Origin of the sequence: Klebsiella sp. C349492 (assembly GCF_042055345.1) — a bacterium.
GTDB classification, from domain to species: Bacteria; Pseudomonadota; Gammaproteobacteria; order Enterobacterales; family Enterobacteriaceae; genus Klebsiella; species Klebsiella scottii.
Genome location: NZ_JANQCE010000003.1, coordinates 580,034 through 595,514 on the forward strand (window position 1 = coordinate 580,034; position 15,481 = coordinate 595,514).

Here is a 15,481-nt window from a genome sequence, read left to right on the forward strand (position 1 = left end):
TACCGGAGAACAGATAGCCTTACAAACAGATGAACATTATGCCCGTAACGTCTATAATCGTCGGTCCACTCAGAGGTAGATAATGACTGTAACGACTTTTTCCGAACTTGAACTCGACGAAAACCTGCTGGAAGCCCTCCAGGAAAAAGGTTTCACACGCCCGACAGCCATTCAGGCCGCCGCTATTCCGCCTGCGCTCGATGGCCGTGACATTCTCGGTTCAGCCCCGACCGGCACCGGTAAAACAGCGGCGTATCTGCTGCCAGCGTTGCAGCACCTGCTTGATTTCCCGCGCAAGAAGTCAGGGCCTCCGCGTATTCTGATCCTGACGCCGACCCGCGAGCTGGCGATGCAGGTTGCTGACCATGCCCGCGAACTGGCAGCGCACACGCATCTCGATATCGCCACCATCACCGGCGGCGTCGCGTACATGAACCACGCGGAAGTGTTCAGCGAAAACCAGGATATCGTGGTCGCCACCACCGGGCGTCTGCTGCAGTATATTAAAGAAGAAAACTTCGACTGCCGCGCCGTAGAAACGCTGATCCTCGATGAAGCGGACCGGATGTTGGATTTGGGCTTCGCTCAGGATATCGAACATATTGCCGGTGAAACCCGCTGGCGCAAGCAGACAATGCTGTTCTCCGCGACCCTCGAAGGCGATGCCATCAAAGATTTTGCCGAGCGTCTGCTGGAAGAGCCGGTGGAAGTGTCCGCCTCTCCTTCTACCCGCGAGCGGAAGAAAATCCATCAGTGGTACTACCGCGCCGATGACGTTAAGCATAAAACCGCTCTGCTGATAAACCTGCTGAAACAGCCGGACGCCACCCGTTCTATCGTCTTTGTGCGTAAGCGCGAGCGCGTTCATGAGCTGGCATCCTGGCTGCGCGAAGCCGGTATCAACACCTGCTGGCTGGAAGGCGAAATGGTTCAGGCCAAGCGTAACGAAGCGATTAAGCGCATGACCGATGGCCGCATGAACGTGCTGATTGCCACCGATGTCGCCGCGCGCGGGATCGATATTCCGGACGTTAGCCACGTCTTCAACTTCGATATGCCGCGCACCGCGGATACCTACCTGCACCGTATCGGTCGAACCGGTCGTGCCGGGAAGAAAGGCGTTGCTATTTCTCTGGTTGAAGCCCATGACCACCTGCTGCTGGGTAAAATCGGTCGCTACATTGACGAGCCGCTGAAGGCACGTGTTATCGACGAACTGCGCCCGTCAACCCGCGCACCGAGCGAGAAGCAGACCGGTAAACCTTCAAAGAAAGTGCTGGCTAAACGCGCAGAGAAGAAAAAAGAAGATAAAGAAAAGCCGCGCGTGAAGAAACGTCACCGCGATGCTAAAAATATCGGCAAGCGTCGTAAGCCGAGCGGCAGCGATACGCCGCAGCAGTCGAGCTAAGAGTACAAGGACGCCGGGATATCCCGGCGTTTTTGCATTTACGTCCGCTGGCGACAGCGCCGCGGGGAGTGATATCGGGCGTTCCCCCTTGTGCCGGCGAGTCAGGAATTCATCATCATGAAAAAAAAAGATTTCGTCACCCAGGATCTGCTCAGCAAAATCTACCAGCACAATGACCCCGGCCCCCGCAAGCTCCCGCCTGAACGCCGGCTGGCGGAGGAGTATGGCGTCTCACGGTTTACCATTCGCCAGGCGCTGGAAAAACTCTCTGACATCGGCGTCATACGTATCGTGCAGGGCTCAGGGATTTGGATAAACGAGCGAATGAGCAACAACCCGCTGGTGTATAACTCCATCACCGAAAAGCGTTTCGATCGGATGCGCTATCGGACAATCAGCCTGCATAAAAAGCGCCCCGACCGTGAGGAGCAGCAGATTTTCGGCATAACGGATGAGGAGTTTATCTGGCAATTTTGCCGCCTGCGCTTCGTTGATGACGTAGCGGTGCAGATTGAGATTTCGCGGATGCCGGCCGCCGCCTTTGCCGATCTTAGCCGGGAGGTGATCGAACGCTCGCTGCAGCAGTACGTACTTTCCAAGGGCTATCAAATTTCACATTTGCTCACCACCTATCAGGCGGTGAGCGTCAGCCGGGAACAGGCCGCCCTGCTGGGCTGCAAAAAAGGCATTCCGGCCATGCATATTAACAATCGAGGAATTCTCGACGGCGGGCAGGTGTATGAAATCAGCGATATCATCGATATCAACTACTCCTGCACCTACGTTATTCCGCATAATCGCGACAGCTTAACCTTCCGCCAGGCGCCCTCGGACTAATTATGGCGTATGGATCGTGCCGTCAGGCAGGCGGCTCTGCGTCCATTCGTGCGGACGATAGACAACAGGATACGTCTGCGCCAGCTGTTGGTTAAAGCCGACGCCAATCCCTGCCGCCGTTGGTGGATAGATAAACCCGTTATTGACGCCGGGCGCTCCGGGGAATACCGCATCAGTAGCGGCAGAACGCGGTATAAACTCCTGGATTGCGGCATTATTGAGGTAGATATTCAGGTGGGTATTGACCGCAACCCCAATTGGCGTCATATCGCCGGGCCCGTGCCACGCCACGCGCACGCCGAATGCCTGACACAGCACCGCCAGCTTCAGGGCCGGCGTAATCCCGCCAATCTGGGAAATATGGCAGCGGATAAAATCAATCTGCCGGTTAACAATCAGGTCATGCCATTCAGCCGGATTATTAAACAGCTCCCCCATCGCGAGCGGAATTGCGCTTTGCTGGCGGATCTGCGCCAGCCATGCGCTCTGCTGCGGCGCTAAAATATCCTCAATAAACCACGGCTGATAGGGCTCGAGCTGCTTCGCCAGCTGCAGCGCCTGCTGCGGGAAGAGCCGTTCGTGGACGTCATGGAGGATATGAAAACGGTGTCCGTAGCGCGCTCTCAGCAGCCGGAACATCTCCACCGTATTCCTGATGTACTCATCCTGGTCGTAATAGGCGCCCGGCGTCGGGTTCTCCGGCGTATGCATCGCCTGCGCAGTGCCGCCGTAAAAGCCCAGCTGGCAGCGGATGTGGCGATAGCCCTCCTCCAGCAGACGCTCAACGGATATAAACAACGCCTCGGGCGTCTCACCGCTAGCGTGGGCGTAAGCCGGGATAGCATCACGCGATTTGCCGCCAAAAAGCTGGTACAGCGGCATTCCCGCCAGCTGGGCTTTGATATCCCAAAGCGCCATATCAACGCCGGCAATGGCGTTATTCATTACCGGCCCGTTTCGCCAGTAGGCGTTGACGTTCATCATCTGCCAGAGGTCTTCGATATTGTTCGCATCACGGCCAAGCAGCAGCGGCTTGAGGTATTCATCAACCATCGTTTTGACCGCCAGCGGACGCTGCTGGAAAGTCGCGCAGCCGTGGCCGACGGTACCTTTGTCGGTGGTCACGCGTACCGTGACCAGGTTATGACGATCGGGACGGGTGATAAAACACTCAATATCAGTAATTAGCGTAGCGTTCACGGCAAGGCTCCCTGCGGCAAAAATAAAAGGTGATGCCAATTATCTTCGCCCTATTTATTACGCAAGGTAAACCTTTTTATTTAATAAAATTTTGGTTCGTAAAACAGATTTAATTTCATTAAAAACCGGACCAATTTAGATAAACACTGCCAATACGGCCTATAACAGCGGTTATTTGTGACTAAACTCATATTTTATTGGTTTGTTTTTATAAATCGGCTTATTTACCATTTCACGACGTAAACAGCACAACACATTGCTTCAGGAGCCGGTATGGAGACGCAAGATGTAATCAGCAGAATTATTTTGCTGATTGGCGGAAAAAAAAATATTAATAACGTCTGGCACTGTATGACCCGATTACGCTTTGATTTAATTGATGATAACAAAGTAGAAAAAGAAGAGATTAAGAAACTGCCCGGCGTGCTCGGCGCGCAGCTGCAGAGCGATCAGTTTCAAATTATCATCGGGCCGAAGGTTAATAGCTGGTATGAACGCCTGCTCGCGGCATTAGGTACCGTCGGCGAAGAGGCTGCCGAAAAGCCCCGCCAGCGTAAGGGGCTGGTGTCGCTGTTTATGGATACCGTCTCGGGCGTTTTTGGCCCGATCGTGCCGGCCATTGCCGGCGCCGGGATGATAAAGGGCCTGCTGGCCGGACTGATCGCGTTGAAAGCGGTACCGCAAAATAGCGACAGCGTAATGATCATCGACCTTATCGCCAGCGGCGTATTCTATTTCCTGCCCTTTTTCCTTGCCGTCTCGGCGGCAAAGATCTTTAAGACCAACGAGTATCTGGCCGTCGCCGTTGCCGCCTGCCTGATGTATCCAACCCTGATTGACGCCGCGAAGGCGCTGGCGGCCCATCACGAGGGGGCGGCTTCCGCGCTGTGGCTGCTTAACGCCGTTCCCATCCCCGTGTTCAACTACGCATCCAGCGTGATCCCGGTTATTTTCTCCGTGCTGGCGCTGAAATATATCTACGCCTGGGTCGATCGCATTATGCCCGAGGTGCTGAAAACCGTTTTCACGCCGACGCTGGCGCTGTTTCTCGGCGCGCTGGCGGCGCTGGTGGTTATTGGTCCGGTTGGCATTTGGCTTGGCAAAGCGCTGGCGTGGTTTATTGAAGGCCTGTTCGGGATATCCGCGGGCTTTGCCGGGCTGGTTGTGGGCGCCATCCGCCCGGTCGCGATCCTGACGGGCATGCATCATGCCATGACGCCCATTGCCCTGCAAAACTTCAGCGATCGCGGTTACGACATGCTGATGCCAATGATGTTTATGGCAAATATGTCGATAGCGGGCGCGACCTTTGCTATCTGGCGCGTAAGCAAAAACCGGCAGGAGCGTACGGTGACGCTGTCCGCGGCAATTTCAGCGCTGCTTGGGATCACCGAGCCCGCCCTGTTTGGCGTCTTAACGCGCTATAAAAAAGCGTTCGTCGCGGCAACCATTGCCAGTTCGCTGGCCTCGGCCTTTATCGCTTTCTTCGGCGTGCGGCTGTATGGCTATATTTTATCAAGCATTTTTAGCCTGCCGGCTTACATCGGCCCCTACTTTATCTTTGCGCTGTCAGGCGTGGCTATCGCCATAATATTGTCGTTCACGCTCACCACGCTGCTGGTGAGACGGGAACCGTAGCCCGACATAATAAAAAACCCCCGGCTCGATTGAACCGGGGGTTTTTGCTAACGCTTACAGACTTTCAGTGAAAGTACGCGCGATGACGTCGCGCTGCTGCTCTGGCGTCAGAGAGTTAAAACGTACCGCATAGCCCGATACGCGGATGGTCAGCTGCGGGTATTTCTCCGGATGTTCAACCGCATCCATCAGCGTTTCACGACGCAGGACGTTAACGTTCAGGTGCTGGCCGCCTTCAACGCGGACTTCCGGTTTAACGTCGAGCGGGATCTCACGGTATTCGATTTCGCCGAGCTTATTCACCGCAACCACGTCATCTTCAGCAAAACCACCTTTTGCACACAGGCAACGCGCTTCACCTTTTTCGCTATCCAGCAGCCAGAAAGAGTTCAGCAGGTCGTCGTTTGCAGCTTTAGTAATTTGGATACCTGTAATCATGTGATGCCTCCCTTAGGCAATATTTATTCGTTCTGTTGGCCCGTTCATGGCCAATTGGTAAAACCATTGTTGTATGAGTGTATATATATCAGCCGAACACCCGGCATTCATTGACTTAAATCAACAAAAACCACTAATTAAAAGTGGGTATGAAGGGATATTATTGTTTTACATCAAGTTACGCCATAACGGATGCCAAATAATTTTGTAAATTTTCAACTATTTTTGCAGAAAAAACGTCAGCAAAGCGGCGCCGATTTTGTTATGCAGAAAGAAGCAGTTAAGCTATAGCGATACCACTTTGCAGGAGAGCAAGATGACCACCCCACTGACCTGGCACGACGTGCTGGCGGAAGAGAAGCTACAGCCCTATTTTGTGAATACCCTGAAAACCGTCGCCGAAGAGCGCCAGTCGGGCATCACGATTTATCCGCCGCAAAAAGATATTTTCAACGCCTTCCGCTACACCGAAATTGGGGATGTAAAAGTGGTTATCCTCGGGCAGGACCCCTATCACGGGCCAGGGCAGGCGCACGGTCTGGCCTTTTCCGTGCTGCCGGGTATCCAGACTCCGCCGTCTCTGTTAAATATGTATAAAGAGCTGGAGGGGACCATTCCTGGATTCAGCCGTCCGGAGCATGGTTATCTCGAAAGCTGGGCGCGTCAGGGCGTGCTGCTGCTCAACACGGTATTAACGGTGCGCGCGGGGCAGGCGCATTCTCATGCCAGTCTTGGCTGGGAAACCTTTACCGATAAGGTTATTGCGCTGATCAATGAGCATCGGGAAGGAGTTGTGTTTTTACTGTGGGGCGCGCACGCGCAGAAGAAAGGTGCCATCATCGACCGCCAGCGCCACTGCGTGCTGAAGGCGCCGCATCCGTCTCCGCTCTCCGCCCACCGGGGCTTTTTCGGCAGCAACCATTTTGTCCAGGCCAACCAGTGGCTGGCCGAACGCGGCGAAGCGCCGATTGACTGGATGCCGACCTTACCGGCCGCCGGGAAGTAATCGGGTTACTCGCCCGTTACGCTAAGCGCAAATACAAAAATGCCAGCATTACGCTGGCATTTTTTCAGGCAGGTCAGGCATCAGGCCTTGTTCTGGCGCCACCATTCGGCCAGCAGAACGCCGGTCGCGACGGAGACGTTCAGGCTTTCCACGTTGCCGGTGCCTTCGATAGCCACGTTCAGATCCGCGCTGGAGATCGTCGCATCAGACAAGCCATCACGCTCCTGTCCTAACGCCAGGACCATTTTCTTCGGCAGCTCGGCTTTGTAGAGCGGCGTCCCGTTGTGGCTGGAGGTAGAAACAATCGCGTAGCCAGCCGCGCGGAACTGCTCCAGAGTGCCGAGGAAGCTATCGCCGGTAATCGGCTCTACGTGCTCGGCGCCGCCCTCTGCGGTACGGATGGCCGCACCGGACTCCAGCATGCCGGCATCCTGAACCACCACGCCCTTCACGCCGAAGTGAGCGCAGCTACGCATGATTGCGCCAAGATTGTGCGGGTTGCCGACGTCTTCAAGCGCCAGGATGCAGTCTTCAGCATCGGCCTTAGCGACCCACTGCGCAACGGAAGTCCCGTTACGTTTCTTAATCAGGAAGCAAACTCCGCCGTGGTGCTCAGTGCCGGACGCTTTCGCCAGCTCGGCTTCGTCAACCACGTGATAGGCTTTACGGTTGGCCGCCATCCAGCGCAGGGCTTCTTTAAAACGCGGGGTGACGCTTTGCACGAACCAGGCGCGAACGATAGCGTCCGGGCGGCTCTGGAAAAGTGCCTGGCAGGCATTTTCGCCGTACACGCGGGTCTCTTCCGCACGCTGACGACGCAGTACTTCCGGATCGATAAAGCTTTTACCGCTGATCCCGCCGTGATCCGGTTTTGCTGCCGTTTCATCATTCGGAGCACGTGAAACTGTACGCCACGGGGAACCCCCTTCACGATCGAAATCATCGCGTTTACGATCGTCACGTTTGCGGTCGTCGCCGCGGCTGTTTCTTTCATCGCGGGCAGGGCGGCTACGGCCGTCAACACGAGATTTTCCTGGGCGCCCTCCCCCTTTCCCGGTACGCGGGTTATGGGTGCGTCTGTCAGAATCATCATCACTGCGGACATACATCACTTTGACCTTGCCGCTTTTATTTTTCAGTTCGTCGCTCATCAATTTTCTCCACCTGCGCTGCGCGAAGCGCGCAGATTACCCGATGTATCACCGCTTCGCCATTATTTCGTTTAAAAGATAGGGTCTATCGTATTCATCGAACAAAACGCATTGTTGTTTAGCGGTACCTAATCGATAATATGTAACATTACAGATACAAATCGGCCACGTGCCGTGCTGCAACCCATAACCAGAGGTTAGTTATGAATACCGTTTGTGCCAGTTGTCAGGCTCTGAACCGCATCCCCGACGATCGTAGCGCCGATGGCGCTAAATGCGGACGCTGCGGCCACGATCTTTTTGACGGCGACGTCATCAACGCGACCGGGGCAATGCTGGATAAACTGCTGAAGGACGATCTGCCGGTTGTTGTCGATTTCTGGGCCCCGTGGTGTGGACCCTGCCGTAATTTCGCCCCGATCTTTGAAGACGTTGCGGAAGAACGCAGCGGCCAAATGCGCTTCGTGAAGGTCAACACCGAAGCTGAACGTGAGCTGAGCGCGCGTTTTCGCATTCGCAGCATTCCGACCATTATGATCTTTAAAAACGGCGAAGTCATCGACATGCTGAACGGAGCGGTACCAAAAGCGCCGTTCGACAGCTGGCTTAACGAAGCCAACCAGCAGTAAACCTGACGGGGCAGCGCTTGTGCCCCGTTTTCACCTCTGCGACAATGGCGTTTTCTCTTAGCGATCCCCCATGATTGATAACGCCGTTCTTCGCCTGCGTGCCGAACGTCTCGCGCGCGCGACCCGACCTTTTCTTGCTCGCGGTAACCGTATCCACCGCTGCCAGCGCTGTTTACTGCCGTTGAAGCAGTGCCTGTGCGCAACCCTCGCGCCAGCGGCGGCGGCCAGCCGTTTTTGCCTGGTGATGTTCGATACTGAACCGATGAAGCCAAGCAATACCGGCCGCCTTATCGCGGATATCCTGCCGGACACCGAGGCATTTCAGTGGTCACGAACCGAGCCGCCGCAGGCGCTACTCGATCTGGTCGCCGATCCTGATTACCAGCCAATAGTCGTTTTCCCGGCGTCGTATGCCGGAACGGAACGTGAGGTGCTGAGCTCGCCGCCTGCGGGTAAGCCGCCGCTATTTATCATGCTCGATGGCACATGGACCGAGGCGCGGAAAATGTTCCGTAAGAGTCCCTGGCTTGACGCGCTGCCGGTCATTTCCGTCGATCTTTCGCGTATCTCGGCCTATCGCCTGAGAGAGGCCCACGCGGAGGGACAGTATTGTACGGCAGAAGTGGCCATCGCCCTGCTGGATCTCGCCGGGGACACAAACGCCGCGCTCGCGCTCGGCGATCACTTTAGCCTGTTCAGAAGCCGCTATCTGGCAGGAAAGACGCAGCATAAGGGCAGTATCACAGCACAAGAGGCAGAAAACGTTTAAAATCATCCGGTCACTGGGGATCAAAGGAGACCGGTATGAGCCAACGAGGCCTGGAAGCACTATTGCGGCCAAAATCGATCGCCGTCATTGGCGCATCAATGAAACCGCAGCGTGCCGGTTATCTGATGATGCGCAACCTGCTGGCCGGGGGCTTTAACGGCCCGGTGCTGCCGGTCACTCCGGCGTGGAAAGCCGTACAGGGCGTGCTGGCCTGGCCGACTATCGATAGCCTGCCGTTTACTCCCGATCTTGCCGTTCTCTGCACCAACGCCCGGCGAAATCTTGAGCTGCTTGAGGCGCTGGGGAAAAAAGGCTGCAAAACCTGCATTATTCTCTCCTCGCCGCCGGAGCAGTACCCCTCGCTGCTTGAGCATGCCGCCCGCTATCAGATGCGGCTACTGGGCCCAAACAGCCTCGGGCTGCTGGCACCCTGGCAAGGGCTGAATGCCAGCTTTTCGCCGGTCCCGATTCGTCGAGGCAAGCTGGCGTTTATCTCCCAGTCCGCTGCGGTTTCGAATACCATTCTTGACTGGGCGCAGCAGCGCGAAATGGGTTTCTCATACTTTATTGCGCTGGGCGACAGCCTGGATATCGACGTTGACGATCTGCTCGATTTCCTCGCCCGCGATAGCAAAACCAGCGCCATTCTGCTCTATCTCGAACACCTCAGCGATGCCCGCCGCTTTGTTTCTGCGGCCCGGAGCGCATCGCGCAATAAGCCGATCCTGGTGATTAAAAGCGGACGCAGCCCGGCGGCGCAAAAGCTGCTGCACGTAAACTCAGGTATGGACCCGGCCTGGGACGCCGCGATTCAGCGAGCGGGCCTGCTGCGGGTGCAGGATACCCATGAGCTCTTCTCCGCCGTCGAGACGCTGAGCCATATGCGCCCGCTGCGCGGCGAGAAATTAATGATTATCAGCAACGGCGCGGCCCCTGCGGCGCTGGCGCTGGACGAACTTTGGCTGCGCAATGGCAAGCTTGCGTCGCTAAGCGACGAGACCGGCGACAGGCTGCGTCAGGCGCTGCCGGGTAGCATCGATATCGCTAACCCGCTGGATCTGCGCGACGATGCCAGCAGCGAGCACTATCTCAAGGCGCTGAACGTGCTGCTGGATAGCCAGGATTACGATGCCCTGCTGGTCATTCACTCGCCGAGCGCGGCCGCGCCGGGAACCGAAAGCGCGCTGGCGCTGATTGACGCCTTAAAAAACCATCCGCGCGGCAAGTACGTTACGGTGCTGACGAACTGGTGCGGCGAATACTCTTCTCAGGAGGCCCGACGCCTGTTCAGCGATGCGGGGCTGCCAACCTATCGTACGCCGGAAGGCACGATTACCGCTTTTATGCATATGGTGGAATATCGGCGTAACCAGAAGCAGCTGCGGGAAACGCCGGTGCTCTCGGATATGGTCACGGCCAATACTGCGGAAGCCCATACGCTGCTACAGCAGGCAATAACCGAAGGCGCAACCACCCTGGATACCCATGAAGTCAGCCCGGTGCTACACGCCTATGGTATCCATACCCTACCGACGTGGATTGCCGCCGACAGCGCCGAGGCGGTGCACATCGCCGAGCAAATTGGCTATCCGGTCGCCCTGAAGCTGCGTTCACCGGATATCCCGCACAAGTCGGAAGTGCAGGGCGTAATGCTCTATTTGCGTACCGCCGCCGAAGTACAGCAGGCGGCGGATGCCATTTTTGACAGGGTAAAAATGACCTGGCCGCAGGCGCGCATTCATGGCCTGCTGGTACAGAGCATGGCGAATCGCGCCGGAGCGCAGGAGCTGCGGGTGGTCGTTGAACAGGATCCGGTTTTCGGCCCGCTGATTATGCTGGGTGAAGGCGGCGTCGAATGGCGCGCGGAAGATCAGGCCGCCGTCGCCCTGCCGCCGCTGAATATGAACCTTGCCCGCTATCTGGTGATCCAGGCGATCAAAAGCAAAAAGATCCGTGGCCGTAGCGCCCTGCGCCCGCTGGATATCTCCGGCTTAAGCCAGCTGCTGGTTCAGGTGTCGAACCTTATCGTCGACTGCCCGGAGATCCAGCGTCTGGATATTCATCCTCTGCTGGCGTCCGGCAACGAGTTTACCGCGCTCGACGTGACGCTAGGCCTTGCCCCGTTTACCGGCGATAGCGAAAGCCGCCTGGCAATACGCCCTTATCCCCAGCAGCAGGAGGAGTGGGTGGTGTTGAAAAATGGCGAACGCTGCCTGTTCCGCCCGATTCTGCCTGAAGATGAACCGCAGCTGCTGGCCTTTATTGCTCAGGTGACCAAAGAGGATCTCTATTACCGCTACTTCAGCGAGATCAATGAATTTACTCACGATGATTTAGCCAATATGACGCAGATCGACTACGATCGAGAAATGGCCTTTGTTGCCGTACGCGCGACCGCAGAGGGAGAGGAGATCCTCGGCGTCACGCGCGCGATTTCCGATCCCGATAATATTGATGCAGAATTCGCCGTCCTGGTCCGCTCTGACCTGAAGGGTTTAGGTTTAGGCCGCCGGCTGCTGGAAAAGCTGATTACCTATACGCAAAGCCACGGTTTGCAGCGTTTGAACGGGATCACGATGCCCAATAACCGGGGAATGATTGGTCTTGCCAGAAAGCTTGGTTTTAAGGTGGATATTCAGCTGGAAGATGGGATTGTCAGCTTGTCCCTGCAATTTCCAGCGCAACAATCATAAACTGGCGGCCGCAATTGTTGACCACTTTAGCGGGTAGTAATGTTATTATTGCCCGCTTACGTCGTCTGCATGGTACAGAAGACCCTTCAATAAACAGAGAAGAAACGCACTGTGATGTTGTCAAAATTTAAGCGCAATAAACATCAACAACACCTTGCCCAACTCCCTAAGCTTTCTCAGTCAGTTGATGATATCGAGTTCTTTTACGCTCCCGCAGATTTTCGGCAAGCGTTACTGGCAAAGATAGCTCACGCCACTCAGCGTATTTGCATTATTGCGCTCTATCTGGAGCAAGATGATGGCGGCAAAGGAATTCTGCAGGCACTCTATGACGCTAAACGCCAGCGTCCAGAATTAGATGTTCGCATCCTGGTTGACTGGCACCGAGCCCAGCGCGGGCGCATTGGCGCTGCGGCAGCCAACACTAACGCCGACTGGTACTGCCGCATGGCGCAGGAAAATCCTGGCGTTGATATCCCGGTTTACGGCGTGCCGGTGAATACCCGCGAAGCGCTCGGCGTACTGCATTTTAAAGGTTTCATCGTTGATGACTGTGTGCTTTACAGCGGCGCCAGCCTGAATGATGTTTACCTTCATCAGCATGACAAATATCGCTACGACCGCTATCAGTGCATTCGCAACGGCAAAATGGCCGACGTGATGTTCGATTGGGTTGAGCATAATCTGGTCGAAGGCCGCGGCGTGAACCGCCTCGACAGACCCGATCGTCCAAAAAGCCCGGAAATTAAAAATGATATCCGTCAGTACCGCCAGGAACTGCGGGACAGCGGCTATCGTTATGTCGGCGATGCTGACGACGATCGGCTGTCGGTGACGCCGCTGGTCGGCCTCGGGAAATCAAGCCTGCTGAATAAAACCATCTTCCATCTGATGCCCTGCGCTGAACGGAAGCTGACTATCTGCACGCCGTACTTTAACCTTCCTGCCCTGCTGGTGCGTAATATCATCCAGCTATTGCGCAGCGGAAAGACCGTAGAAATTATCGTGGGCGATAAGACGGCGAACGACTTCTATATTCCGGAAGATCAGCCGTTTAAGATTATCGGTGCGCTCCCCTATCTGTATGAAATAAACCTACGCCGCTTCCTGAGCCGGCTGCAGTACTATGTCAACACTGACCAGCTGATTGTGCGTTTGTGGAAAGATGACGATAACAGCTATCATCTGAAAGGCATGTGGGTTGATGACGAATGGATGCTGCTGACCGGCAATAATCTTAATCCGCGCGCGTGGCGCCTCGATCTGGAAAATGCCATTCTTATTCACGATCCGCAGCGCCAGCTTGGCGCGATGCGTGAAAAAGAGCTGCACCTGATTCGCCAGCATACGACGGTGGTGAAACACTATCGCGACCTGCAAAGCATCGCCGATTATCCGGTAAAAGTGCGTAAGCTGATTCGCCGTTTGAGGCGCATCCGTATCGACCGGCTTATCAGCCGTATTCTCTGAATTGCAGCCCCGCTTCCGCCGGGGCTTTTTTATGGGATCGTTATGCGTAAAGTCATCATCATCGCTCCTCTGCTGCTGACCGGCTGTAGCCATATGGCCAATGATTCATGGCATGGCCAGGATAAGGCCCAGCATTTTATCGCCTCAGCCATGCTCTCCGCAGCGGGTAACGAATACGCTCAGCATCAGGGTTACAGCCGCGATCGCAGCGCCGCCATCGGCTTTATGTTTTCGGTAAGCCTGGGCGCTTCGAAGGAGCTGTGGGATAGCCGCCCGGCGGGGAGCGGCTGGAGCTGGAAAGATTTTGCCTGGGACGTGGCCGGCGCCACGACCGGTTACGCGGTGTGGCAGCTGGCGCATCAGTAATATCTACAGGCGTAATCCCTTGCCCTTACGGTGCAGCATCAGGGAGACGAAGAAAGCTAACGCTCCCATGACGGTGACATACCAGTAAAACGCGTGTTCTGTTCCGACTGATTTTAACAGCAATGCGACATATTCAGCCGAGCCGCCGAACAGCGCATTGGCGACCGCATAAGATAAACCAACGCCTAGCGCGCGGACCTGTGCCGGGAACATCTCCGCCTTCAAAATACCGCTGATCGAGGTATAGAAACTGACGATCAGTAAGGCGCACATAACGAGTGCGAAGGCGGCATATGGCGACGTCACGCTTTGTAATGCGCTCAAAATCGGTACGGTAAAAAGGGTCACGAGTGAGCCAAAACAGAGCATTGAGGTGCGGCGGCCAATCCTGTCCGATAGCGCACCAAATAGCGGCTGAGCCAGCATATAGAAAAACAGAGCGGCGGTCATAATCATGCTGGCCGTACTGGCGTTCATACCTGCGGTATTGACCAGGTATTTCTGCATATAGGTCGTAAAGGTGTAAAAGCTTAGCGAACCGGCGGCGGTAAAGCCCAGCACCATCATGAACGCCCGGCGATTACGCCATAGCCCTTTAAAGGAGCCCGCTTCTTTCAGCGCCCGGGTCTCTTGCTGCGACGTTTCATCCAGCTGGCGTCGGAGCCATAGGGCGACTATCGCCAGCGCTGCGCCAAGAGCAAAAGGAATACGCCAGCCCCAGGCATGCAGCTGTTCATCGCTGAGAATTTGCTGCAGCGCCACCACGACCAGCACCGCCAGCAGCTGCCCGCCGATTAGCGTTACGTACTGGAAGGATGCATAGAAACCTTTCTTACCCTCAACGGCAACCTCACTCATATACGTTGCGCTGGTTCCGTATTCACCACCGACTGAGATGCCCTGGAAAAGTCGGGCCAGCAGCAGGAGTACGGGCGCCCAGGTGCCGATCGTCTCGTAGCCCGGCAAACAGGCAATGACCAACGACCCCATGCACATCATGCACACCGAGATGAGCATCGAGGTTTTACGCCCACGGCGATCGGCGATACGGCCAAATAGCCATCCGCCAATTGGCCGCATCAGAAATCCGGCGGCAAACACGCCTGCGGTTTGTAGTAACTGGGTAGTGGTGTTTCCTGAAGGGAAAAAGATATGCGCAAAGTAGAGAGAGCAGAATGAGTAGACATAAAAATCAAACCACTCGACCAAATTCCCTGAAGATGCTCCAACAATTGCCCATATGCGACGGCGGGTATCAGCGTGTTTCAGCGATCCCCGCTCGTTAATACTACTTTCTACCATTGTTATTCTGCTCCAGCAAAGACTGCAATCTGTCTCGTCGGGCGTACCACGTCACTTAGACAAATCAATTAGTAAAACAAATGTTATATAATTGTTATATTTTTATATGTGATTTGTGTCACATTTATTTTCGTCATGCGGGTATTCGGAATGAACGCTAAAGCAGAAGCGGGGATAGAGTGAAATATGGTGATGAGGTGGCTACAGTAGGCTTTTATGTTGCAGCTGCAGGTTTATTCAACGCGGCGCGCAGCGCCCGCGCCGGGCGGCGTCCCGCCGCTTTTCCTGAACCGCAGATAACAAAAAAACCCCATGCCTGCGCATGAGGTTTCTTCGTCTGTCTGATGCCGGGCCGTTGTATGCCGGGCCTCCTGCCCGCCACCCTCCGGGCTGCACGGCGTGCTGTGCAAATTCGTTCCCGACGAATTTGTCCTCCTCAGGAGTGCGCTTACCGACAAACAACAGATAAAACAAAAGGCCCAGTCTTTCGACTGAGCCTTTCGTTTTATTTGATGCCTGGCAGTTCCCTACTCTCACATGGGGAGACCCCACACTACCATCGGCGCTACGGCGT

At 55.5% G+C, this 15,481-nt stretch carries 13 protein-coding genes; 9 read left to right on the top strand and 4 right to left on the bottom strand.

Features of this window, described 5'->3' with window-relative positions; genetic code table 11:
• Positions 1-82: 82 nt before the first annotated feature.
• Positions 83-1,408 carry an ATP-dependent RNA helicase SrmB gene (gene srmB / locus NWP14_RS15290; protein WP_346430875.1) on the top strand — a complete coding sequence of 442 codons (1,326 nt, stop codon included), beginning with the start codon at positions 83-85 and terminating at the stop codon, positions 1,406-1,408.
• Positions 1,409-1,525: 117 nt separating this feature from the next.
• A complete protein-coding gene (locus NWP14_RS15295; RefSeq protein ID WP_375215601.1) occupies positions 1,526-2,245 on the top strand; it encodes a GntR family transcriptional regulator in 720 nt (239 codons plus the stop codon).
• Here NWP14_RS15295 and NWP14_RS15300 read toward each other — a convergent pair whose 3' ends face one another.
• On the bottom strand, positions 2,246-3,445 hold the full coding sequence (locus NWP14_RS15300) for an enolase C-terminal domain-like protein (protein ID WP_095100168.1): 1,200 nt from the start codon (positions 3,443-3,445) through the stop codon (positions 2,246-2,248). It abuts the gene before it with no gap.
• Positions 3,446-3,718: 273 nt separating this feature from the next.
• Here NWP14_RS15300 and NWP14_RS15305 point away from each other — a divergent pair, with 273 nt between their 5' ends.
• Complete coding sequence (locus NWP14_RS15305; protein WP_375215602.1) at positions 3,719-5,083, top strand: PTS transporter subunit EIIC; 1,365 nt, start codon at positions 3,719-3,721, stop codon at positions 5,081-5,083.
• Positions 5,084-5,137: 54 nt separating this feature from the next.
• Here NWP14_RS15305 and grcA read toward each other — a convergent pair whose 3' ends face one another.
• On the bottom strand, positions 5,138-5,521 hold the full coding sequence (gene grcA / locus NWP14_RS15310) for an autonomous glycyl radical cofactor GrcA (protein ID WP_076947771.1): 384 nt from the start codon (positions 5,519-5,521) through the stop codon (positions 5,138-5,140).
• Between the two features lie 316 nt (positions 5,522-5,837).
• On the opposite strand from grcA, the gene ung reads away from it, so the two are divergent.
• Positions 5,838-6,527 carry a uracil-DNA glycosylase gene (gene ung / locus NWP14_RS15315; RefSeq protein ID WP_095100162.1) on the top strand — a complete coding sequence of 230 codons (690 nt, stop codon included), beginning with the start codon at positions 5,838-5,840 and terminating at the stop codon, positions 6,525-6,527.
• An 80-nt stretch (positions 6,528-6,607) separates the two neighbouring features.
• On the opposite strand, the gene NWP14_RS15320 is transcribed toward ung, so the two are convergent.
• Positions 6,608-7,678 carry a tRNA/rRNA methyltransferase gene (locus NWP14_RS15320; RefSeq protein ID WP_375215603.1) on the bottom strand — a complete coding sequence of 357 codons (1,071 nt, stop codon included), beginning with the start codon at positions 7,676-7,678 and terminating at the stop codon, positions 6,608-6,610.
• Positions 7,679-7,881: 203 nt separating this feature from the next.
• Here NWP14_RS15320 and trxC point away from each other — a divergent pair, with 203 nt between their 5' ends.
• From trxC to NWP14_RS15345, 5 genes are all read left to right on the top strand, one after another.
• Positions 7,882-8,307, top strand: coding sequence for a thioredoxin TrxC (gene trxC, locus NWP14_RS15325; RefSeq protein WP_095100156.1), 426 nt, complete (start codon positions 7,882-7,884; stop codon positions 8,305-8,307).
• Between the two features lie 70 nt (positions 8,308-8,377).
• Positions 8,378-9,076, top strand: coding sequence for a tRNA-uridine aminocarboxypropyltransferase (gene tapT / locus NWP14_RS15330; RefSeq protein WP_095100153.1), 699 nt, complete (start codon positions 8,378-8,380; stop codon positions 9,074-9,076).
• A 35-nt stretch (positions 9,077-9,111) separates the two neighbouring features.
• The gene (gene pat, locus NWP14_RS15335) at positions 9,112-11,769 is read left to right on the top strand and encodes a protein lysine acetyltransferase (protein WP_375215604.1); all 2,658 of its coding nucleotides are present in this window, start codon (positions 9,112-9,114) and stop codon (positions 11,767-11,769) included.
• A gap of 114 nt (positions 11,770-11,883) precedes the next feature.
• Entirely contained in the window at positions 11,884-13,239 is a 1,356-nt protein-coding gene (pssA, locus tag NWP14_RS15340; protein ID WP_346432074.1) for a CDP-diacylglycerol--serine O-phosphatidyltransferase, read from the top strand.
• Positions 13,240-13,281: 42 nt separating this feature from the next.
• The gene (locus NWP14_RS15345; RefSeq protein WP_095100144.1) at positions 13,282-13,605 is read left to right on the top strand and encodes a YfiM family lipoprotein; all 324 of its coding nucleotides are present in this window, start codon (positions 13,282-13,284) and stop codon (positions 13,603-13,605) included.
• A gap of 3 nt (positions 13,606-13,608) precedes the next feature.
• Here the strand turns inward: NWP14_RS15345 and NWP14_RS15350 are convergent, their stop codons facing one another.
• Positions 13,609-14,907, bottom strand: a complete 1,299-nt coding sequence (locus NWP14_RS15350; RefSeq protein WP_346430869.1) for an MFS transporter — start codon at positions 14,905-14,907, stop codon at positions 13,609-13,611.
• Positions 14,908-15,481 lie beyond the last annotated feature (574 nt).